Below are 20,419 nucleotides of genomic sequence, written 5' to 3' on the forward strand. Positions count from 1 at the left end.
CCTAAGGGGACGTAGTGGACTCACGGACGACAAGTTCGACAGGCAGCAGGTTTCGCGTGGGGATCTGCTTTCCGCCGATGCGGTCGAGCAGCAGGGTCGCCGCCCGTTCGCCGGTTTCCTCGAACGGGATGCGCACAGTGGTCAACGGCGGCACGAGGTAGGCGGCGAAGGACAGGTCGTCGCAGCCCACGACGGAACAGTCGGCGGGCAGTCGCAGGCCGCGCTCGTGCAGCGCCTTGAGCGCGCCCATGGCCATGACGTCGTTCTGCACGAAGACGGCCGTGATCGCCGGATCGGTGTCCAGCAGCCGATGTGTCGCCGCCCAGCCACCGTCGTAGGTCCAGTCCGCCTCGGCGATCCGCCGTTCGGGCAGTGGCCGGCCCGCGGCCCGGAGCGTGTCCCGGAACCCCCGTGTCCGGCGCCGCACCACCTGCCGTCCCCGGGGACCGATCACCGTGCCGATTCGCCGGTGACCGAGGTCCAGCAGGTGCTGGGCCGCCAGCGTCCCGGTCAACGCGTGATCAGACCCGATCAACGGCACACCGCCGCCGTGGATCCGGTTGATGCTCACCACGGGCAACGGACCGCGCAGCGCGTCACCGAGCTGCGGCTCGTCCTCCAGCGACGGCGCCGCCACCAGGATCCCGTCGACCCGGTACTCCAACAGCTTGCGAACAGCCAGCTCCGCGTCGATGTCGGCGTGCACACTGCTGATGAGCGCGCCGTGGCCATGGCTGGCCGCGGCACGCTGCGCGGCCAGCACGAACTGCGAGACCGCCTGGTCGGAGAAGTCGTCCGCGAGCACACCGATGGTGACCGATGCCTGCCGGACCAGACCACGGGCCATCGCGTTGGGCACGTAACCGAGCTCGGCGGCGGCACGCTGAATGCGCTCGCGAGTGCTCGGCGACGCCACCCTGGAGTGACCGTTGAGCACCTTGCTCGCCGTCTGGAAGCTCACGCCCGCACGTGCCGCGACATCTTTGAGCGACACGTACACGGACGAACCTCCTCGATGAGCGAACGTTCGCCTACTGTGCCCCGGCGGGTCCTCGACGGTCAAGCACTGACCGAGCGTTCCGGGGCGGCACCGGCGGGGCCTCAGGTCCGGTCGATGTCCGCGTAGAACGATCGGAGGGCGGCCGCGAGCCGGTCGGGGGCTTCCATCGCGACGTAGTGCCCGATCCCCTCGATTCGTACCGCGGTCACGTTGGTGGCGACCTGCCGCAACGTCGCGGGTGTGAAGTCTCCCGAGGAGCCCGCCACCGCGAGTACCGGCATGTCCAGCTTGCGAGCCGCGAGCTTGCGAAGTTCTTCGCCCTCCGAGAGCAGGGACCGGTACAGACCGGCGGCGCCGGCGAACGCGCCGGGTCGCGCGTAGGAGCGGACGAGTTCGTCGATGTCGGCGTCGGTGAACGCGTCGGGGCTCGCGGAGAGGGACGGAATCGCGTAGTCGGTGAGGAACGCGCGTTCGCGTCCGGCGAGAAGCATTTCCGGGATGCCAGGAGCGGCGAGGACGCCGATGTGCCAGGCGCCGCCGTGGGCGACGTCGGCGAGCATCTCGGCGCCGTATCCCGGGAGTGCGGTCTCTATCCCGGTGTAGCTGCGGACGAGTTCGGGGTGGGTCGCGGCGACGCGGAACGTCGTGGGGCCGCTGATGTCCTGGCCGACCAGGTGAACGGGCCCGACGTCCAGCCGTGCGATCACGTCGCCGAGATCCTTCGCCGAGGTCGCGCTGTCGTGCTCCGGAGTGGCGGTGGTGGAGTCGCCGAACCCGCGCAGGTCCACAGCGAACACCTGGTGGTGCTCGCTCAGCAGGGGGATCAGCTTGTGGAAGACCCACCAGGTCTCCGGAAAGCCGTGCACCAGCAGTACGGGAGACCCGGCGGTGCCCGCGGCCACGTAGTGCAGCTCGGTGCCGTCGAGGTTGACACGGTGGTGGTCGACGCCGGGGATGGTGGAGCCAGGGCGATCCATGGAGTTCCTTCCAACAGATAGACAAGCAACTTGTCCAACCGTAGAGGTGGACAAGTTGCTTGTCCATTGTGACGAGCGTCGTATGATCGGCCTTATGGCGCGGTCCAGCGGCGCCGAGCTCGCGCTTCTGCTGCTCGGCGGGTTCCACACAATGGTCGACGAGGTGACCGTGGAGCTCGCGAAGCGCGGCCACGAAGGTGTTCGCCCTGTGCACGAGTTCGCCTTGCGCGCCGTGGACGCGGGTGCGGACACTGCCTCCGAGCTCGGTCGCCGGCTGTCGGTCACCAAGCAGGCCGCCGCGCAGACCATCGCCACGTTGGAGGCGTTCGGCTACGTCAACCGCGAGCCCGACCCGAACGACGCACGCCGCAAGCGCGTCCGGGTTACCCCCCGAGGCCACGAGCTGATGACCATCGGTGGCGCACTGTTCGACAAGGTGCGCAGCCGCTGGGCAGCCCGAATAGGACCCGAGCAGCTCGAAACCCTGGAAACACACCTGGCCCAGCTCACCGAGCGCCGCTCGTTCACCGCCGAGGACCTCCAGGACTGATCCCGCGAAGCCCGTCGAGCTGACGCCAGCCCGGTCAGCGCGGCATCGGGATCTCGGCGGCCACGACGATCCGGCGATCTGTCCGGATGGCGGATGGTCACCTTGGCACGAGTCCCCCACCACATCAGTCGGTTCGCCTCAGCCCAGGTGCCTGCCGAACCAGTCCAGGTTCTGCCGCATGGCCGCTTCTCGGTGCCGTGGCTGGTGGAAAATGTGCGTCTCGTCAGGAAACAGCACCATCTCGGCGGGGATGCCGCGTGCCCGTAGCCGCTTGAAGACCGGGAAGAGCAGCATGCCGACTGCCTCGGTGGTCTGGGCGAGCAACGGTGCCTTGATGGCGTCGCCGACCCCGTCGCCGGGTCCGCCGGGTCCGCCGTCCCCGCCATCTCCGGACGACCCCGCTTTGAACACCGTTGAGATGGCCAGTGCCCGCTGGGTGATCTGTGCTCCACGGCTGTAGCCGGCGATGCCGACCCGGCCAGGGTCGACCTCGCCCCGGTCGACGGCGTGCCGCACTGCTGACTCCATTGTGGACACGGTGTCCCGCGGGTCGACGGGGCCACCCGGCACGCGCGGTTCGTTGACCAGCAGCACGACGTAGCCCTTGGCCGCGAACACCTGTGACGGGTAGTCCCATTCGTGGCCCTGCCACATGAACTTGTTCATCGCGTCGTAGCCATGGGTGATCACGATCGCCGGGCAGCGACGGCCATCCCCACACCCATTGGGCACGATCCGGTAGCCCGTCGCGATCTGCCCCTTGGCGTTGGTCCACGTCGCGGCGACCGGCGCCTGGACGGCACGGTCGTGCATGTCGTGGTTCGGGTCGTAGCCGTCGCGCAGAGTGCCGTCGGCTCGCAGCACCGCCAGTCTCGGGGCCGAGGAGTTCGTTTGGCGCACACACATCGCGTCTTGGCGGCTGTGGTCGAAAGCACAGCCCGAGAGGTCGATGTTCTCCGGCGACATCCTGGCCAGCGTGCTACCCGGCTTGCCCGCGTAGACCGCCTCGTTCGTACCGTCGGATATGGCGGCCACGACCCGGTCCGGGGACGTCCAGATGGCCGTCAGGCTCCCCGCAGGCAGCTTCGCCAGCGGCTGCGATCCGCTTCCGTCGACGGCGATTCCAGTCAGCTGCTGGCCAGTGGACACAACCACTCGGCGGCTGTCCGCGGTCCAGGACACGGCCCGAGCCGGATACCAGTTCTCGTCGAGGATTCGGGTGGCGCCCGAGCCGATGTCCAGCACTGTCAGGGAACTGCCGCTGACGGCGAGCCGGGTGCCGTCCGGCGACCAGAACAGCTCCGGTCCATAGGTGGCCCGGCCCATTTCCACCTCGACGAGTGCGCGCGGCCGCCCGTTGGTCACGTCCCACAGCCAGACGCCGACCCGCGGCGGGTAGTAGCTGCCGGTTCCGATGCCCTCCAAGGTCGTCCGGTCGTCGACGGGAACCCCGTCGAGGGTGTGCTCGCCCGGCGGCAGCGGCACCGTGAACGCCAGGTGCCGCCCGGTCGGCGACCATTCGTGCCGCAGCACCTTCGCCTGGTGCGGTGGGATAACACCGCCCCGCAGCGCACGGGCTCCACCCACCGGGATCGCCGGTCCCGGCGCCGCGAACAGTCGCTGCGCCCTGCCGCCCTGGGCCGGCACGGTCCACACCTCGTCGACGCCGTCATGCGGGGCGAGATATGTCAGCGAACGGCCGTCCGGGCGCCAACGCAGGTCGGTGATCCGTTCGGCGGCACCGCTGAGCGAGGCCACCTCGCGCACCTTCTGCGACGCGGCCATGTCCAGCACCAGCACCCTGCTGGTGACCTTGTTCGCGGCGACCGACGGCTCGGCGACCACCGCCGCCGCCTGCCGGCCGTCCGGCGAGACCTGGATGTCCTGGATCTGCCGCACTTCGACGACATCCCGGACGTCCATCGGCCGCTGCGGCTGTGCCAGCACGGAGCCTGCGGTTGTCACGGTGCCCAACACCACCGCGACAACGGCGATCGTCACGTATCTCGTTCGTTGTCCCATGACTCCGGAGGCTAGGAACGAACCTGGCTGGCGCGCATCGGACTGGCGTACCAGACGTGCGTCAACCCGCGGTGATCGCGGAGTCAACCGGGGTCGACCGGCTAGCTTGGGAGCCATGCGGAAACTCAACCGGTACCCGGAGCGGGTGGCCGACACCGCACTCGCCGCGGCGGTCGCCGGCGTGCTGATCGCACTGCACTGGCCGTGGCTGGAGCAACCGGCGGCGCTCGGCGCCATCGTGGCCGGCTGTCTTCTGCTGGTCTGGCGACGTCGGTTTCCGATAGCGGTGTGTGTCCTTTCCGGAACGGCCCTCGCGCTCACCATCGTGTCCCATATGGACGCCAGCGGTCCGCTGCTCTTGATCACATGGATCGCACTGTACGGCGTGCCAGCCTACGCCGCACCGCGTCTGGTGCCGGTGGTTGGCGGCAGTGTCGTGCTCGCAACGGCGCTGCTGTTGGTCTACCTTGTGGGGGCGAGCGACAACAAGGCGCAGTACCCATTCGTCGCGCCCATCATGCTCGCGATCGCCTACCTGGCAACCGCGTGGCTGCTCGGCACCTATCACCGCACCCGGCGGGCCTATCTGGCCGCACTGGAGGAGCGCACCGCACGGCTGGAACGGGAACGCGACGCCGTGGCCCGGCAGGCGGTCGCCGAGGAACGAACCTGGATCGCCAGAGAACTACACGACATGCTGGCGCACACGATAAGCGGGATGGTGGTGCTGGCCGGCGGGGCACGCCGCGCGGCGAAGGACCGGCCAGAGGACGCGATCGAGGCACTCACCGAGATCGAACAGGTCGGCCGGGACGGCATGGCCGAGACCAGAACGCTGCTGGAATCCCTGCGCGGCAACGGTGAACCCGCCACACCACCTCAGGCCACCCTGCGCGAGCTGCCCACGCTCGCCGACCGGATGCGCTCATCCGGCCTGTCCGTCCACATGTCGGTCACGGGCGACCCGGTGCACCTGCCCGTACCGGTCGACCTCGCGGCATACCGGATCGTCCAAGAGGCACTCACGAACACCTTGCGCCACGCGGGAACCGCCACCGCGCAAGTATCCATTCAGTACACCATGGACGAATTACAGCTAGAGATCACCGACGACGGCCGGAACGAGGCCGAAGCGGGCACCGGGCTCGGTCTCGCCGGCATGCGGGAACGTGCCCGGCTGCTCGGCGGCGAACTGCGTGCCGGCCCGGCCCCGGGCCACGGCTGGTCGGTACGCGCTCGTCTGCCGCTGCGCGCCACCACCGGAGTGGGCTGATGATCCTCGGGTGTTGATCTGCGACGACGCACGACCGTCCGAATAGGACTACGTGGGGACCTGGTGGCTGACATGTGTCGAGCCTTCGACACGACCTACCAGCGCCTCGTCAAACTTCGCCGTTGCGCGTCGCGCTGGTTGGGGCGTCGCCGGCCCGGTCCAGCCATTCGGACAGCAGGGCGCGTTCGGCGTTGGTGAGCATCGGCAGCGTCGGAGCGATCGCGCGGAATGCGACAGCTGCCGCGGTCGTACCGTCCTCGGGAAGCGGCGGCACATCGGTGAGGATCGATCGCATCACCGCTTCGTACATCGCGTCGGCGAGGCCGAGGTCCCGGTCTTCCGGCGGGATGGACAACAGCGTGAGCACGGCGCCGGTGCCGGCGGCGTGGATGAGTTCGACGGCGCGTCGCTCTGCGACCCGGAGCCGGCCGGTCGCCGCGACACGGTGCACCCGAGCGCGCAGGACCTCGAGTCCGGCTGCCGCTGCCGATGAGCGGGTCTCACGGCGGGGATCGGTGAGCAGACCGAACAGCGCCGCGTTGGCGAGACCGAACCCGATGTGCGTGTCCCACCCGGCCCGAAGGTCCGCGATCGGGTCGCCGCTGTCCTCGACCGACGTCTTTCCGGCGACATAGGTGGCGAAGACGTGCTCGGCGACGGCGTCGAGCAGCGCGTCCTTGTCCTCGAAGAACCGATAGATGGTCGGCGCCTGCATGCCGGCCGCCTGCGCGACCGCGCGTGTCGTGACCGCGTGTGCGCCCTGCTCGTGCAAAAGCTGTGCCGCGACCTCCACGATGGCCGCTCGCGTCCTGAGCCTGCCCGCGCTCCCCACCTCCGCCATGTTTCCAATGATAACTCACTCTTGCTATCCGCGTTGCTAACGCTGATAGTATCCTCGTTAACAACGGTACGGAGGGTAAAAATGATCATCATCACCGGCGGCACCGGCCAGCTCGGCTCCCAGGTCATCGATCGGCTGCTTGAGCGGGTACCGGCTGACCGGGTCGGCGTCAGCGTCCGCGACACCACCCGTGCCGGCGAGCTGGCCGCACGCGGAGTACGCGTGCGGCGCGGCGACTTCACCGATCCGCACTCCCTCGCAGAGGCGTTCGAGGGCGCCACGCAGGTGCTCATCGTCTCGTCGACCCAGACGGGCGAGGCAGCCATCGCTCAGCACGTCACGGCGATCGACGTCGCGATCGATGCCGGTGCCAGGCGCATCCTCTACACCAGTCATCAAGGCGCCGCGGACAGTTCGCTCTTCCCGCCGATGCTGGACCACGCTGCCACCGAGCGCTACCTGTCGAAGACCGGTACCCCCTTCACGTCCCTCCGCAACGGGTTCTACGCCAGCACCGTCCAGCTCATGCTCGGCCAGGCGCTGGAGACCGGCGAACTCGTCGCACCGGCCGACGGCCCCGTGTCCTGGACCGCGCACGCCGACCTCGCCGAAGCGGCGGCGATCATCCTCGCCGACGAGCGCCGGTTCGACGGTCCGACTCCGCCGCTGACCGGACCGGACGCGCTCGACCTCGACGACATCGCCCGCATCCTCACCGAACTCACCGGACGCACCATCCGACGCGTCGTCGCCGACGACGCCGAATGGGCCGCCACACTCACCGGCAACGGCGTACCCGCGGACCGTGCCGAGATGCTGATCGGCATGTTTCGCGCAGCACGCCGCGGAGAGTTCACCACCACCGGGCCCGCACTCGGGAACATCCTCCAGCGCCAAGCCACACCGCTACGTCGAATCCTAAGGGGACCATCACCCAGAGCTAGCGCTCCCCCTCGTCCGTCGATGTGATTCACCCACACCTGCCACCGCTCGATCAGCGCCTGACCGGATGTTCACGCCGGTAGAAGGCGGCCTGGGTGGACCACGTGGCTCGAGGTCCCCCGCCGGGAGGTTGCCGGGTTCACCCTGAACTGGCGCAGGAACCGGGTTCGCACCGCCCATCTAGGGTGACCGCATGTCGCTGGTGGGAAGGGACGTCGAGCTAGCGCGGATTCAACGCCTGCTGACAAACGCGCGCGACGGCCGCAGCGGCGGTCTGCACCCGCCGTCGACCGCGACCACGGTGGACTACTCCGGTGACAGCCCCGTACTCACCCCAGGCCCGTTCGTCGAGGCCAAGGAGTACCTCGGCGGCTTCTGGATCATCGAGGCCGAAAACGACGACGTCGCGATCGAATGGGCCAAGCAGGCCTCGCGTGCGCTGCGAAGCAGGGTCGAGGTCCGCGCACTGCAAGAAGCACCACAGGGCTGAATGGCAAGCCTTCGCAACCTCATGTGTTGGCGCGGAATCACTGGATGCACCCGCGCCACCACATCGGCTTTCCTACCGGAAGACCCGCCCGGAGCAGGCAACGGATGTTGGAGTTCGGGTTCGAGATTCAGGGCGCGTGGCTGGATCGGGAACGCAGCCGGTTCGTGTGGGTGATCTCCTACGACGGGCCGGAATCGTTCGCGGAGCGCAATTCTCAGTACTGGGCGTCGCCGAGACGAGAGGCGATCGGGCTGAATCCGGAGGATTACCTTGTGGAGACCGACATTCGGGTGGTCACGGCTGTGTGGTGAGCTTCGAGCGGCACGTGGGACATCGACGTGCAAACTCTCATCGATCGACTCAAGGCATCTGCGGAGACATCCCGACGCTTCTGCCTGTCTCGGTCAGGGGACCGTCCCGGTGACGCTGTGGTGCGCCGGAGCCCGAGTCGCCTGGTTGTCGCAGTATCGATCACCTCGGTGATCGATACTGCGATGTCCGATCCGTTCAAGACCACGGCGCCGGCTCCGTGATGGTCTCGGACCGAATTCCGTACGGATCTTCCAGGAGTCACAATGAGGTTCGGTTACGCCATCGTGTACGTCTCGGACGTGGTGCAAGCTGTTGACTTCTACGAGCGGGCTTTCGGGCTCGCCCGCGCGTTCGTTCACGAGTCGGGCGATTTCGCCCAGCTCGACACCGGCGGCACGGCGCTTGCCTTCACCAGCCACGGACTGGGGGCACAGGCAGTGCCAGTCCCCTATGCCGCCCTCGACCCTGCCATGCCGCCGCCTGGGCTCGAGTTCACCTTCATCACCGATGACGTCGCCGGCGGCTTCGCCCGCGCGGTCGCGGCGGGTGCCACCGCCCTGGCCGAGCCGCACGACACCGCCTGGGGTCAGGTGGTCTCGTATGTCAGAGACCCCTACGGCGTCCTCGTCGGAATCGCCTCTCCGGTCACCGGGTCCTGACCCGTCAACGCGTCAGGCGCGGTCGTGGATCGTGACGGCGTATCCGTCGGGATCGGCGAAGGTGAAAGTCCGCCCGAACGGACCGTCGACAGGCGCGGACAAGATCGACACTCCGGCCCCGGTCAGGTGGTCGTGCAGTTGTTGGGCGTCGTCGGCGTGCAGCCACAACGCCACGCCCGCTCCCGGTCGCGGTGCGGCCGCGTCCAGGTCGACGCCAGGCAGCGGTGTGCGCACCGCGAACGGCACGGGGACGGTGGCGAACACGACCGCGCCCGGCGGGCTCGCCGGGGCGCGGCGCAGTCCGAGGTGCGTCTCGTAGAACGCTGCGGCCGCGTCCACGTCGCGCACCTGAAGGGCGATGAAGTCTGGTCCGGTCACGGTGGCCATAGGATTCTCGTTCTCCTGTCTGCATGTCAGGTTCCTGACATGCAGACCATATGTCAGACTCCTGACATGACGCAAGAGCGAGTGGACCTGGACTCCTCTGTCGGCTACGCCCTCAAACAGGCCGCCGCGGCCCTGCGGTCCGCAATGGACGCCGCCCTGCGACCGCTGGGCCTGAACGTGCCGCAGTACGCCTGCCTCGAACTGCTCGGACAACGCCCAGGCCTGTCCGCCGCCGAACTGGCCCGCGGCGCCTTCGTCACCCGGCAGTCCATGCACACCGTCCTGCAAGGACTCCAAGACCGCGGTCTGCTCGCCCGCCCGTCCACCGCACCCCACGGACGAGCACTGCCCACCCAGTTGACCGACCAAGGCGCCCGCCTGCTCTCCCAGGCCAGCCGCGCCATCGCGGAGGTCGAACGCCGAATGCTCCACGCCCTGCCCGCCAGCGGCGCCGAACGGCTACGCCAGGACCTCACCGCCTGCGCCAACGCTCTCAACACTGTTGAGGACGGGTAAAAGTACTTGAGCTACGGGAACGGGCCAGTGTGTACCGGCGGCCCCACTCAGGGATCACCCAGTGGCGCCGGCCCTTTCTCGGTGAATCCCTCTCCCGGCGCACGCGATCCCTCCAGCGATGGAGGCGGCAGAACGCCACAAAACCGCATAGTGATCGCGGATCTGCCGTGACCAGTGACGAGGGAGACACACCGTGAACAGGTTGTTTCGACGCACCATCAGAATAGCCGTCGCCGGAGTGGCGATCGCCGCATTGGGGCTGGTGATGCCTGCGGCGGCGAAACCCGTGGCGGCAAAACCAACCGAACCCAGCCTGGTGGGTTCAGGCACCCTCCACCGTTCCGACGGGCAATACGTGCGGTTCACTTTCGACGCGCACGGTCTGTCCAAGGACGCCCGCGGCACCTTCACCATTCAGCATGACGCGTTCTGGGCCCGCGGACGGATCGACTGCCTCATCGTCGGCGGCCCGGTCGCGATCGCCACCGGTGTGATCACCGAGTCGAGCCAGCCGGCGTTTCACGACGTGCGCCGAGGCTTCACGGTCTACGACCACGGCCGTCACGACCGCCTCGGCTACAGCTGGCTGTTCGATCCAGGCAGCCTGGAGTCGGTTCCGGAATGTGTTGGCATGGCACCGTTCGAGACCGTCGAGCGCGGCGACTTCCGCGCGGTCGAGTGGCTGCCCCTGACGTGATCGGCAGTGATGCCGGTCGTCGGCTCCCATCACGTGTGGGGACTCTCGCGGCTAGGTCGTGTTTCGAATGTCCCGGTCGATGAGAGTCGGGATCGGGGCGGTTCCTGGCGTCGCCGCGGGATCGCCGCGAATACTGGTTGTCTTTGGGCGGTCCCGCGGTGGCGTCAGGGGCCGCATCCGGCCCGGCTATCGCGATCGGGCATTTGAAACACGGCCTAGTGCTCGGTGCCACATCGTTCCGGCCAGCATGGAGCGCTCCAGCCTGGGATTATGGGGTTGGTATCACGCAAAACGGACGCGTCGACGAATGGAGCCCCGTGGAACTGGTGTATCCGCCGGTCATCCTGGCCTGCAAGACCCTGTTCCGTGTGCTCGACCTGAAGCTGGACGTGCAGGGCAGCGAGCACATCCCGGCCAGTGGCGGCGCGGTGCTCGCGTGCACGCACGTCAGCTACCTCGACTTCATCTTCTGCGGGCTGGCCGGGCTGCCTGCCGGCCGCAGGACCCGGTTCATGGCCAAGCGGGAGATCTTCGCCAACCGCGTCGCCGGGCCGCTGATGCGCGGAATGCGTCACATCTCCGTCGACCGTGACGCGGGTCAGGCCTCCTACCGGCAAGCGGTGTCCGCGCTGCGAGCCGGTGAGGTGGTCGGCGTGTTCCCCGAAGCGACCATCAGCCAGTCGTTCACCGTGAAGGGGATCAAGACCGGCGCGGTGCGGATGGCCGCGGAAGCGGGCGTGCCGGTCATCCCGGTGACCGTGTGGGGCAGCCAGCGCCTCTGGACCAAGGGCCGGCCGAAAAACCTCACCCAGCGGCACGTCCCGGTGCTCATCCGCGTGGGCGAACCGTTCCAGCCAGCCCCACAGGACGACCAGGACGCGCTCACCCAGGACCTGCGTGCCCGGATGACCGCGCTGCTCGACCAGGCCCAACGCGACTACCCGGACACGCCGAAGCCCGGCGAGGCCCCGTGGTGGCTACCCGCCCACCTCGGCGGAAGCGCCCCCACTCCCGAAGAGGCCGCGGCTCGCGACGTCCGGTGAGCTGGTCACAGGTGGTGCTCGCAGAATCGTGGACGATGCCACCGCCGTGTGTGATCGGGAGTGCTTCAACTGCGGACAGTCACTAGTCTGGAGCGGTGCGTACCGGAGAGGTCATCGCCGGCAGGTACCGGATCGAGGACGCGGTCGGAGCCGGCGGCATGGGCAAGGTCTGGCGGGCCACCGACCTTGAGCTGCGCCGGGTGGTGGCGCTCAAACAGACCAGCACGGGTGACGGCGAGGAGACCCGCCGTGAGGCTCGGATCGGCGCAGGGCTGCACCACCCCCACGTGATCTCCGTCTTCGACGTGGTGGTCGAAGGCGACCAGCGATGGCTGGTCATGGAGTACCTGCCGGCACGCAGCCTGGCCGAGATCTGCCGGGCTGACGGGCCGATGGCACCGGACCGCGTGGCCCGCATCGGCGCGCAGATCGCCGCCGCGCTGTCCGTCATGCACGCGAAGGGCATGGTGCACCGGGATGTCACGCCTGCCAACATCCTCGTCACCGACGACGGGACGGCGAAGCTGACCGACCTCGGCATCGCGGCGTGGGAGCAGGTCACGCTGACCGGGACCGCGCGAACCGCCGGGACTCCCGGCTACGTGGCCCCTGAGGTACTCACGGGCTACGCCGCGACGCCCGCGTCGGACCTGTATTCGCTGGGCGTGACGCTGTCCGCCGCGGTCGAAGGGCACCCACAGCCGGTCGGACGCCTTGCCGGCGTCCTGTCCACCCTGACCGACCCGGATCCGGCCCACCGGCCGTCCGCGGAGAAGACCGCTCAACTCCTCCAGGCAGCAGCCAACGGGCCGCGGGTTTCCAAAGGCGGGCTGCTCGTGGCTGTCAGCCTTACCGTGGTCGTGGTCCTGGCCGTCGCGTTCTTGATCACCTCGTCCGGATCGGAGCGCACGCCGGACAGCACAGCCCCGGCGCCGGACATCGCGTCCCGCCGCCAGGTGCCCGGTCCGCCGGCCGACGGCCGCGCAGCGCTGCTATACGGCGTCGGCGACCAGATCAATTCGGCGCTGGCGACCGAACTGGTGCGCGAGACTCCGGTCCGGATGCTCACCACGAACTACCACAAGCCGGGCGATCTGACGAAACTGGCGGGCTGGCGCGACACCATGGTGGCGGATGCCTACCGGCAGGGCTACGCCCTGCATGTGATCGTGTCGGACTGGGACGTCGACGATCCCGAGGTCCCGGTCGAGACCAAGTACGGCGCCGGCTGCGGCCGGTCACACCCGCTGTCCGTCGACTTCCCCCGGCATATGCGCACTCTCGCGCGCATCTTCGCCGGCCAGGCCGACGGCCCACCCTTGTACGTCACGATGTTCCAGGAGGTCAACAAGTTCGCGTGCCACGACGGCGCGTACGCCATCGACGCCCAGACCACGGCGTACTACAAGGCGTTGAAGGACCGCTACCTCGAGGTCCGCCAGATCATCCAGGAGGAGGCGCCCAACGCGCGCGTCGCGCTGGGCTGGGACGGGTGGCAGGCCAACAAGGACGACCCGGCGACAGCCGGCGGCCGGTCGATGTTCGCCCAGTTCGCCGACGTGCTGCGGGCATCGGACTTCCAGTCCGTGCTGGCCAAGCAGCCGGACGGCAACATCGAGCAGGTACGGCGAACCGTCCGCATCCTCGGCGAGTACGGCCCGGTCATGGTGGCCGCCTACGGCAACAAGGACACTCCGGGCGACGTCGTCGACCAGGACATGCGGGCACTGCTGACGGAGGAGTCGATCGCCGAGCTCACCGGGCTCCGCCTGTTCGCCTGGAACTTCAACGCCGAGCGTGTGCTGGCCGAGGCGGGCAGTCCCACCCTGGACTTCGTCAAGGACGTGGTGCGCCGCACCGCCCGTGAGCCGCGCTAAGCGACCACGGCACGGGGAGTTCGGGCCTGCCGAACTCCCCGTGCTCGGTGTCGCGGCTATTTCAGGGCGTAGGCGCGGATGATGGTCTGGCGGTGTGCGTTGCCGTCGGGGTCGTTGACGGCTGAGCGCAGCGAGACGAACTTCGCGCCGGCCGGGTGGTGGACTGTGACTGTCCACTGGGTACGGTCACGGTGGACCCTCGCCGCCGTCCACGTTTTACCGTCGTCATAAGAAACTTCGACGGCCGGCGTGGAGACGTTGCCCGGGGTGGTGCTGCCGTTGCGCTGTACCGACACCGGAATCCTGAAGGGCCTGCCGGCCGGTGCGGCGTTGCGGTTGTCGAGGTCCGGTGTGAACCGCACGGCGAGCAGCGGCAGAAAGGTCGCCTCGGTGGGCCGCTCGCCGCGTTGCGAACTGAACGTCCATTCTGCCTCGTAACGGGTGGTCAGGCCCGCGTAGGCGGAGCGGTCCGCGGTGGTGCGGGCGGTGTACTGGGCCCGTTCCGGGCCGACCTCGAACACACCGTGGGTCGCCTGCTCGCTTTCGCCGATGACCTCACCGTCGCGCAGCAGTTGCGTGCGACCGGTCAGCGCGAGCTCGCCCGCGCGGCCAGGTTCCTGGTCGGACAGCGGGGAGATCTGGAAGTGCAGCTGGTCCATCCCCCGGAACGCCGTGGACCCGGGGCCGCCGTCGGACAGGGACGGGGAGAACACGCCGTGGTTCCAGCGGACGGTCGTAATCTTCCCGCGGGGGAACACCATCGGCTTGTACTGGGTGAGAAACGAGAGCCACTCGTCGCCGATCTTCTCGGTGAAGGTACGGAACGCCCAGGGCACGTCCGGTGTGTAGTACTCCGTCAGGGTGCCGGGCAGCGGGATGGCCACCCGGTCACGGACGCCTGTCGAACCCGGTGTGGTGCTCGCGTGCTCGGACTGGACCTTCGCGAGGTCGCCCGTCCGGTCATGCCACCTTGGTGTCCTCGGGATGGCGTGGTCGGTGTGCTTGAGGTGGTACAGGTACGGGCTGCCGTCGAACGACTGACCGTTCCACTTCGCCTTCGTGGTCTGCATGGTGAAGGTGAAGTCCTTGTGGCTGGTGGTCGACGGCCGCACGGTCAGCCGGTGCAGCTCCCCGGCGAACTCCCACACCGACTCACCGGTGAGGCCGAACTGGGTGTTGGTCGTGCGCTCGAAGTCGAGCTGGGTGTAGACGTCCCGGGCGGACGGGTCGTCCACGGTGATGTCGACGGGCACCGCCTCGCGGGCGTCGAAGACCAGCGAGGTGTTCCCGCTGACCGTGAACGTCGGTTCGACGACGTACGCCCGGCGCCCGGTCGCGCTGTCCCGGACGAAGCCGGTGTAGGTGTACTCACCGGCAGGCAGCCGAACCGTGGTGGGCCCGGTGACGAACGCCTTGTAGACCGTCTCTTCGTTGATCGGGACGAACCGGTAGCGGTAGTCGACGCTGGGCGTGCCGTCGTGGGCGATCGCGCTCAGGTCGACGTCGTAGCTCTCGACCTCGCGGTGCACCGCGATGGGCGTACGCACCACGGTGGCGCCTGCCGTCGCGGTGATGGTGCCTGAGAAAGCGCCAGCGGGTCCGTTCACCCCGACGTCGGCGGTCACGGTGACGGCGGTCTGGCCACCGGCGGGGACGGTCACCAAGGCCGGGGTGATGGTGAACATGCCCTGCGGCGCGGGAGAACCGTCCTCGTTCTTGATGTCGGCCGCGAGGGTGAAGGTGACCGGTGCGGTGCCCTGGTTGGTGTAGGTGAGGGTCTTGGTGATCGCGTCCGTGTCCTGGTACGGCCACCGCACCAGGCCGAAGTTCAGGCTCGCGGGCGAGGCTGACGTGGTCGACGCGACCGCCTTGCCGAGATCGACCCGGCCCGCGCCCTGCTCGAAGACCGTCAGCCCGTCCTTCGCGGTGGCGCTGCCCATGAGCGTGGCCTTGAGCCGCTCCGCGGTCCAGTCCGGGTGCTGCCCGGCGAGGATCGCGGCCGCGCCCGCGACGTGCGGAGCCGCCATGGACGTGCCGGACATCGGGATGTGGCTCTGACCGGGCTCACCGTAGGTGCTTTGCGCGGCACGCGCCGCGGTGATGTCGACGCCCGGCGCGGTGATGTCCGGTTTCACCGCACTGTCCCCGAAGCGAGGTCCGCGGCCGGAGAATTCGGCCAGGGTGTCGGTGCGGTCGACCGCGCCGACGGTCAGTGCCGCGTCCGCGGCGCCCGGCAGTCCCACATAGCCATAGTTGCCCGCGGCGACGACGAACAACGTCCCGGTTTCGGCGGTGAGCCTGTTCACCGCCTGCGACAACGGGTCCGTGCCGTCACTGGGGTCGCCGCTGATGCTCATGTTGACCACGTCGGCGCCCTGGTTCGCCGCCCACTGCATGCCTTCGATGATCGCCGACTCGTGGCCGAAGCCGTCGTCGCCCATGACCTTCGCGTTGAGAATCCTGGTGTCCGGCGCGACTCCCCGGTACCGGGCGTGCTCGCCGGTGACGATCGACGCGACGTGCGTGCCGTGCCCGTGCCGGTCGTCCGGGTTGTCACCACCGGTGAAGTCGCGAGCGTCCGCCACGGCACCGGCGAGATCCGGGTGTGTGGCGTCGATCCCGGTGTCCAGGACGGCGACCTTGGTACCCGCGCCGGTGTGGCCCGCTTTCCACGCCGTCGGCGCGCCGACCTGCGGCACCGAGTGCTCCAGAGCGACCCGGACGCGTCCGTCGAGCCATACGCGGTCGGCTGTCCGTGCCACCGGCCAGTACGCGGCGGAACGGGCCACCGAGACGGCTGTCGCGCTCACCGCGGGCAGTTCCCGGGTGACGTGGGCGGCGGCACTGCGTGGCGCCGTCCCGGCGTAGTCGACGATCAGCGGCAGGCGGTCGGCCGACGCGTCGTCGAGACCGGCGGCGATCAGGTCGGTGACGTTGAACAGCCGTGGGTCGAGCGTGCCTTTCTGCAACAGGTCTTGCGCGTCCTCCGGTATGACGTTGAGGTCACCCCGTTCGTCGGTGTAGGACTCGAATAACAAGCGTTCCCGGCCTGGCGCGGGCCGCACGTCCACAACGCGCCTGCCGCTGACGGTGATCGTGTCCCCGGTCAGCAACGTCACGGTCGCGCTGGCGGCACCGAGCGGCGCGGCCACCACCGGGCCGGCAGCCACGCTCGGCGCTGCTGACACCGCCGCCGCCATGACGAGGGCCAGCAGCCCGGACAGGGCTCGTCTGCTTCGCATCAACCATCTCCACAGGATGTTGTCGTGGGTCGACGTCTCCCCCGGCGCGCGGTGCACCGGTGGGCGCGGGACCATCCCGCGTGTCGCGGAGCAAGACACGCCATGTCCCCCTCTCCGGGTTGCAACCCGGCCGCGATCAAGTGCGCCGGGCGGGAGATTCCGGAGGGACGCAACCTTCCGGCGGGGACATGGCGTATCTACCCCGTGGACGTCGGCAGGAAGGGACTCGATGAACGAACGCGACGACCGGTTCGCGGCGTACTTCGCCGCCAGATCGGGAGCGATGCGCGCGACCGCGTTCCTGTTGTGTGGTGACTGGCACCGCGCCGAGGATCTCGTGCAGACCGCGTTCGTGAAGCTGTATGTGGTGTGGCACCGGGTCGGCCACGAGGAGAAGCTGGATTCGTACGCACGGCAGATCCTGGTGCGGACGTTCCTGGACGAGACGCGGCGCGGGTTCTTCCGGCGCGAACGGCCGACGGCCGAAGTCGCGGACCGGCCTCTGTCCGAACCGGACGACGGCGTCGAGAACCGCATGGTGCTGGCCGGGGCGCTCGCCGCGATCGCGCCGCGCCAGCGGGCCGCCCTGGTGCTGCGGATCTGGGAGGACCTGTCCGTCGAGGACACAGCGAAGGCGATGGGGTGCAGCACGGGCACGGTCAAGAGCCAGCTGTCTCGCGGCCTCGCCGCGATGCGCTCGCTGGTGCCGGCCACCAGTGCGTGAACAGCCGGGTTTCGCGGGACAAGGAGTGCAAGGGATGGATGAGCGAGAACTGCGGGCAGCGATGGACCGGGCCGTGTCGGTGGCACCGCCGCCGATGAGGGACGAGCCCGTGCTGACGGCTGGGCGGCAAGCCCTCAAACGGCATCGTGCGATACGGGCGAGTGCCGGGAGCGCGGCGGTGGTCGCGATCGTGGCGGTCGGGGTGGCTGTGCTCGCCCCGCCGCAAGGCCGCGACGGCGGCGTACCGGTCGGCGGCGCACAACTGCCTACGGTGCAGGACAAGCCTGCGTCGTCGCCCACCGGACGCACCAACGCGACGGCGACCGCCGGTCCACACTACGACCGTGGCGTGGCATTGGCGGCCACATTGGACGATCTGGCACCGGCCGGGTACGGGACACCGGACGACCTCAAGGGCGTCGACGACTACGCCGACCGGACGTTGAAGAGCCACACAGCCATGTCGGCCGGAGTGGTCAACGGCACCGAGGTGTGGAACTACGCCGCGGGCACCCCGCTGACCAAGGGCGAAGGTGTCGGTGAGCTGCTGGCCACGGTCTACTCGCGAGGCTGGGAAACGACCGGGGAAGGCTGCGCGCTGAGCCCGGTGGCCTGGGATGCGGCCCTGGCCCACTGCACCGAGGTGACCGTCGACGGCAAGAAGGTCGCGGTGGCCGACATCACCTACCCGGCCGGGGACCGCCTTCCACCCGCCCAGTGGGCCGGATATCGCCACGCGGACGGCACCGTGGTGTTCGTCATGCAGAGCGCCAAGGTCGCCCGGTCCGGCCGCCCCGCACTGGACGTGATGCCGATGACCGGCCGGCAACTGGCCGCTGTGGCCGTCGATCCACGCCTCAAACCGCAGTGAGTCCACGTTCCACAATGGACTCTCAGACCGGTGGCCCGTGCCCGGGAGCTCAGAACGTGTAGCGGGTCTGACTGTACGGGGCCTTGGCGAACGCGAGCACCTTCGCGGGCGTCAAGGCCAGCACGATCGCCCGGTGGTCCTCGGTTCCGGGGTCGCGGAACTGACCGTCCACCACTTCGAACGGCCAGTCCAGCTTGTCCAGCCACATCCGCGCCAGCCGGGTCAGCGTCGGCTCGTCGCCGACCGGCGCCACGGTGCCCTCGACGATCACGTCGAGGCCGGACCGGTAGGTGTTCGTGCCAGTGGTCAGCACGCACTGGGGATTCGACTCGATGTTGCGGGCCTTCTGCTCGTGCGCCCCGGTGCAGAAGTGCAACTTGCCGTCCAGCCACATCGCGGGCAGCGGCGCCACGTGCGGGCGGCCGTCCCGCCGCACGGTGGACAGCCAGAACATCTCCGACTCACGCAACACCCGGTCCACGTCGGCCCAGGGGACGGCGGTGCTGCCCGGCTCGCTGAACTCCGCCACGTGCCGCCCGATCGGTGTCATCGCTTCCTCCTCGTCTCGGCGAACGACTTCACTGTCACCGACTGGCCCCGGGAAGAAAACTCATCGGTGCCGGGCGCGACGACACGGTGGAGTTCGGTGGGAGTGGCCGGTCTCCGCGGCCAGGGAGACCGTGCCAACGGCCTTCCACGCATGCTTGAACATGAGCCCCCAATGTCACAGTGGACACACCGGCCGCGGTGAACCGGTGCCGCCAGGATGATCTTCACGAGGGCGCACGCCGGTCAACCCTTTCATCGTGCGGTGAAGTCCACTCGCCACCACAGGCCCCCAACCACCGGCTCGTGCCGTCGCGAGCGTCTTGACGCAACCCATCGGTTGCCATAAAGTCGCAACCAGTCGGTTGCAATACTCGACGGGAGACAGGAAGATGAACGACACACGCAACCTGCCACCAGTGGTCGACCGCGCGACCTGGCAAGCCGAAATAGACGCGCTGCGAGTCCGGGAGAAGGCACACACCAGGGAGGGCGACGCGATCGCCGCGGCCCGGCGGCGCCTGCCCATGGTCGAGGTGGACTCGGGCCTCGAACTGACTGGGCCCGGCGGACCGGTGACCCTGCTCGACGCGTTCGAAGGGCGCCGGCAGCTCATCGCCTACTACTTCATGTGGTATCCGGGCAATCCCGCGCCGGAGCAATGCGAAGGCTGCACGTGGTGCGCCACCCAGATCGCGGAACTGTCCTACCTGCACTCGCGTGACATCACCTACGCGGTCTTCTGCCAGGGGCCGTACGACGAAAGCAGCCGCTACCGCGACTTCATGGGCTGGGATTTCCCGTGGTACTCGGCGCAGAACTCACTCGACGCGCTTCTCGTCGGCCGCCAGATCGGTCTGATGCACCTGGTGTGCTACGTGCGCGACGGTGACCGTGTCTTCGAAACCTACTGGACGACCCGCCGTGGCGTGGAGGAGATGGACTACAGCTACGCGCTGATGGACCTCACTGTGTACGGACGCCAGGAACCGTGGGAGGACTCCCCCGCCGGCTGGCCACAGCAGTGGGGAGTCGGCGAAGGTCACGTCACGCGGCTCAACGGGCGTCCCATCGCTCAGTGGTCACGGCTGGCAGCCGGACGCTCCGACGTCCTCACCAGCACGCCGTCCAGCCAGCCGGGAAGTGCCACAACACCGCACGGCTGCTGTGGTCGAAGCGAGCCGTGATGGCCGCGATCGTGGCGTTCATGGCGACCGCGACCTCCGGACTGCCCGACGCCGACCAAGGGCTGGCCACCGGGCTCACCACGCTGACCCAGCAGGTCGGCCTCACCGTCGGCGCACCGATCCTCGGCGCGGTCGCGGCGAGCCAGGCGGACCTGCTCACCGGCATCCGCGTGGCACTGGTCGTCGACGTCGCGGTCACCGCGGCGGTGATCGCGCTCGCCTGGGCAGGACTACGTCCCCGGCCCGAACTGGTCCGCGGCTGA

General features: G+C 68.8%; 21 protein-coding genes. 14 read left to right on the top strand and 7 right to left on the bottom strand.

What is annotated here, in order from left to right:
- Nucleotide 1: 1 nt before the first annotated feature.
- A complete protein-coding gene (locus GC106_RS19530) occupies nt 2-994 on the bottom strand; it encodes a LacI family DNA-binding transcriptional regulator (protein ID WP_173132548.1) in 993 nt (330 codons plus the stop codon).
- A gap of 107 nt (nt 995-1,101) precedes the next feature.
- Nucleotides 1,102-1,977: an alpha/beta fold hydrolase gene (locus GC106_RS19535; protein ID WP_173132551.1), complete on the bottom strand. Its 876-nt coding sequence runs from the start codon at nt 1,975-1,977 to the stop codon at nt 1,102-1,104.
- A gap of 94 nt (nt 1,978-2,071) precedes the next feature.
- Between GC106_RS19535 and GC106_RS19540 the strand changes: the two genes are divergently transcribed.
- Entirely contained in the window at nt 2,072-2,527 is a 456-nt protein-coding gene (locus tag GC106_RS19540; RefSeq protein ID WP_246366300.1) for a MarR family winged helix-turn-helix transcriptional regulator, read from the top strand.
- Nucleotides 2,528-2,665: 138 nt separating this feature from the next.
- Here GC106_RS19540 and GC106_RS19545 read toward each other — a convergent pair whose 3' ends face one another.
- Nucleotides 2,666-4,549: a prolyl oligopeptidase family serine peptidase gene (locus GC106_RS19545; RefSeq protein WP_173132557.1), complete on the bottom strand. Its 1,884-nt coding sequence runs from the start codon at nt 4,547-4,549 to the stop codon at nt 2,666-2,668.
- 115 nt (nt 4,550-4,664) lie between these two features.
- Between GC106_RS19545 and GC106_RS19550 the strand changes: the two genes are divergently transcribed.
- On the top strand, nt 4,665-5,822 hold the full coding sequence (locus GC106_RS19550; RefSeq protein WP_173132560.1) for a sensor histidine kinase: 1,158 nt from the start codon (nt 4,665-4,667) through the stop codon (nt 5,820-5,822).
- Nucleotides 5,823-5,931: 109 nt separating this feature from the next.
- Here GC106_RS19550 and GC106_RS19555 read toward each other — a convergent pair whose 3' ends face one another.
- Nucleotides 5,932-6,663, bottom strand: a complete 732-nt coding sequence (locus GC106_RS19555) for a TetR/AcrR family transcriptional regulator (RefSeq protein ID WP_173132562.1) — start codon at nt 6,661-6,663, stop codon at nt 5,932-5,934.
- Nucleotides 6,664-6,744: 81 nt separating this feature from the next.
- Between GC106_RS19555 and GC106_RS19560 the strand changes: the two genes are divergently transcribed.
- The 4 genes from GC106_RS19560 to GC106_RS19575 all read left to right on the top strand — a co-directional run bounded on the left by GC106_RS19560 (nt 6,745) and on the right by GC106_RS19575 (nt 9,066).
- Nucleotides 6,745-7,632 (top strand): NmrA family NAD(P)-binding protein, encoded by an 888-nt coding sequence (locus GC106_RS19560; RefSeq protein WP_173132564.1) that lies wholly within the window; start codon nt 6,745-6,747, stop codon nt 7,630-7,632.
- 166 nt (nt 7,633-7,798) lie between these two features.
- Nucleotides 7,799-8,095: a YciI family protein gene (locus GC106_RS19565; protein ID WP_246366302.1), complete on the top strand. Its 297-nt coding sequence runs from the start codon at nt 7,799-7,801 to the stop codon at nt 8,093-8,095.
- Nucleotides 8,096-8,199: 104 nt separating this feature from the next.
- Nucleotides 8,200-8,406, top strand: coding sequence for an NIPSNAP family containing protein (locus GC106_RS19570; RefSeq protein ID WP_173132566.1), 207 nt, complete (start codon nt 8,200-8,202; stop codon nt 8,404-8,406).
- Nucleotides 8,407-8,670: 264 nt separating this feature from the next.
- Nucleotides 8,671-9,066, top strand: coding sequence for a VOC family protein (locus GC106_RS19575; RefSeq protein ID WP_173132568.1), 396 nt, complete (start codon nt 8,671-8,673; stop codon nt 9,064-9,066).
- 12 nt (nt 9,067-9,078) lie between these two features.
- On the opposite strand, the gene GC106_RS19580 is transcribed toward GC106_RS19575, so the two are convergent.
- Entirely contained in the window at nt 9,079-9,453 is a 375-nt protein-coding gene (locus GC106_RS19580; protein WP_173132570.1) for a VOC family protein, read from the bottom strand.
- 66 nt (nt 9,454-9,519) lie between these two features.
- Here GC106_RS19580 and GC106_RS19585 point away from each other — a divergent pair, with 66 nt between their 5' ends.
- The 4 genes from GC106_RS19585 (at nt 9,520) to GC106_RS19600 (ending at nt 13,586) form a co-directional block, all read left to right on the top strand.
- Entirely contained in the window at nt 9,520-9,969 is a 450-nt protein-coding gene (locus tag GC106_RS19585; RefSeq protein WP_173132572.1) for a MarR family winged helix-turn-helix transcriptional regulator, read from the top strand.
- 193 nt (nt 9,970-10,162) lie between these two features.
- Complete coding sequence (locus GC106_RS19590; protein ID WP_173132574.1) at nt 10,163-10,666, top strand: hypothetical protein; 504 nt, start codon at nt 10,163-10,165, stop codon at nt 10,664-10,666.
- Nucleotides 10,667-10,983: 317 nt separating this feature from the next.
- Nucleotides 10,984-11,709: a lysophospholipid acyltransferase family protein gene (locus GC106_RS19595; protein ID WP_312872742.1), complete on the top strand. Its 726-nt coding sequence runs from the start codon at nt 10,984-10,986 to the stop codon at nt 11,707-11,709.
- Nucleotides 11,710-11,804: 95 nt separating this feature from the next.
- The gene (locus GC106_RS19600; protein WP_312872743.1) at nt 11,805-13,586 is read left to right on the top strand and encodes a serine/threonine-protein kinase; all 1,782 of its coding nucleotides are present in this window, start codon (nt 11,805-11,807) and stop codon (nt 13,584-13,586) included.
- 56 nt (nt 13,587-13,642) lie between these two features.
- Here GC106_RS19600 and GC106_RS19605 read toward each other — a convergent pair whose 3' ends face one another.
- A complete protein-coding gene (locus GC106_RS19605) occupies nt 13,643-16,828 on the bottom strand; it encodes a S8 family peptidase (RefSeq protein WP_173132576.1) in 3,186 nt (1,061 codons plus the stop codon).
- Nucleotides 16,829-17,057: 229 nt separating this feature from the next.
- On the opposite strand from GC106_RS19605, the gene GC106_RS19610 reads away from it, so the two are divergent.
- Complete coding sequence (locus GC106_RS19610; RefSeq protein ID WP_173132578.1) at nt 17,058-17,552, top strand: SigE family RNA polymerase sigma factor; 495 nt, start codon at nt 17,058-17,060, stop codon at nt 17,550-17,552.
- Nucleotides 17,553-17,586: 34 nt separating this feature from the next.
- On the top strand, nt 17,587-18,423 hold the full coding sequence (locus tag GC106_RS19615) for a hypothetical protein (protein WP_173132580.1): 837 nt from the start codon (nt 17,587-17,589) through the stop codon (nt 18,421-18,423).
- Nucleotides 18,424-18,472: 49 nt separating this feature from the next.
- On the opposite strand, the gene GC106_RS19620 is transcribed toward GC106_RS19615, so the two are convergent.
- Entirely contained in the window at nt 18,473-18,973 is a 501-nt protein-coding gene (locus tag GC106_RS19620) for a pyridoxamine 5'-phosphate oxidase family protein (protein ID WP_173132582.1), read from the bottom strand.
- A 388-nt stretch (nt 18,974-19,361) separates the two neighbouring features.
- On the opposite strand from GC106_RS19620, the gene GC106_RS19625 reads away from it, so the two are divergent.
- The gene (locus tag GC106_RS19625) at nt 19,362-20,156 is read left to right on the top strand and encodes a DUF899 family protein (RefSeq protein WP_173132586.1); all 795 of its coding nucleotides are present in this window, start codon (nt 19,362-19,364) and stop codon (nt 20,154-20,156) included.
- Nucleotides 20,156-20,419 (top strand): hypothetical protein, encoded by a 264-nt coding sequence (locus GC106_RS19630; RefSeq protein WP_173132589.1) that lies wholly within the window; start codon nt 20,156-20,158, stop codon nt 20,417-20,419. Before GC106_RS19625 ends, GC106_RS19630 begins: the two co-directional genes overlap by 1 nt.

It is taken from the genome of Kibdelosporangium persicum, assembly GCF_013280595.1.
Taxonomy (GTDB): Bacteria; Actinomycetota; Actinomycetes; order Mycobacteriales; family Pseudonocardiaceae; genus Kibdelosporangium; species Kibdelosporangium persicum.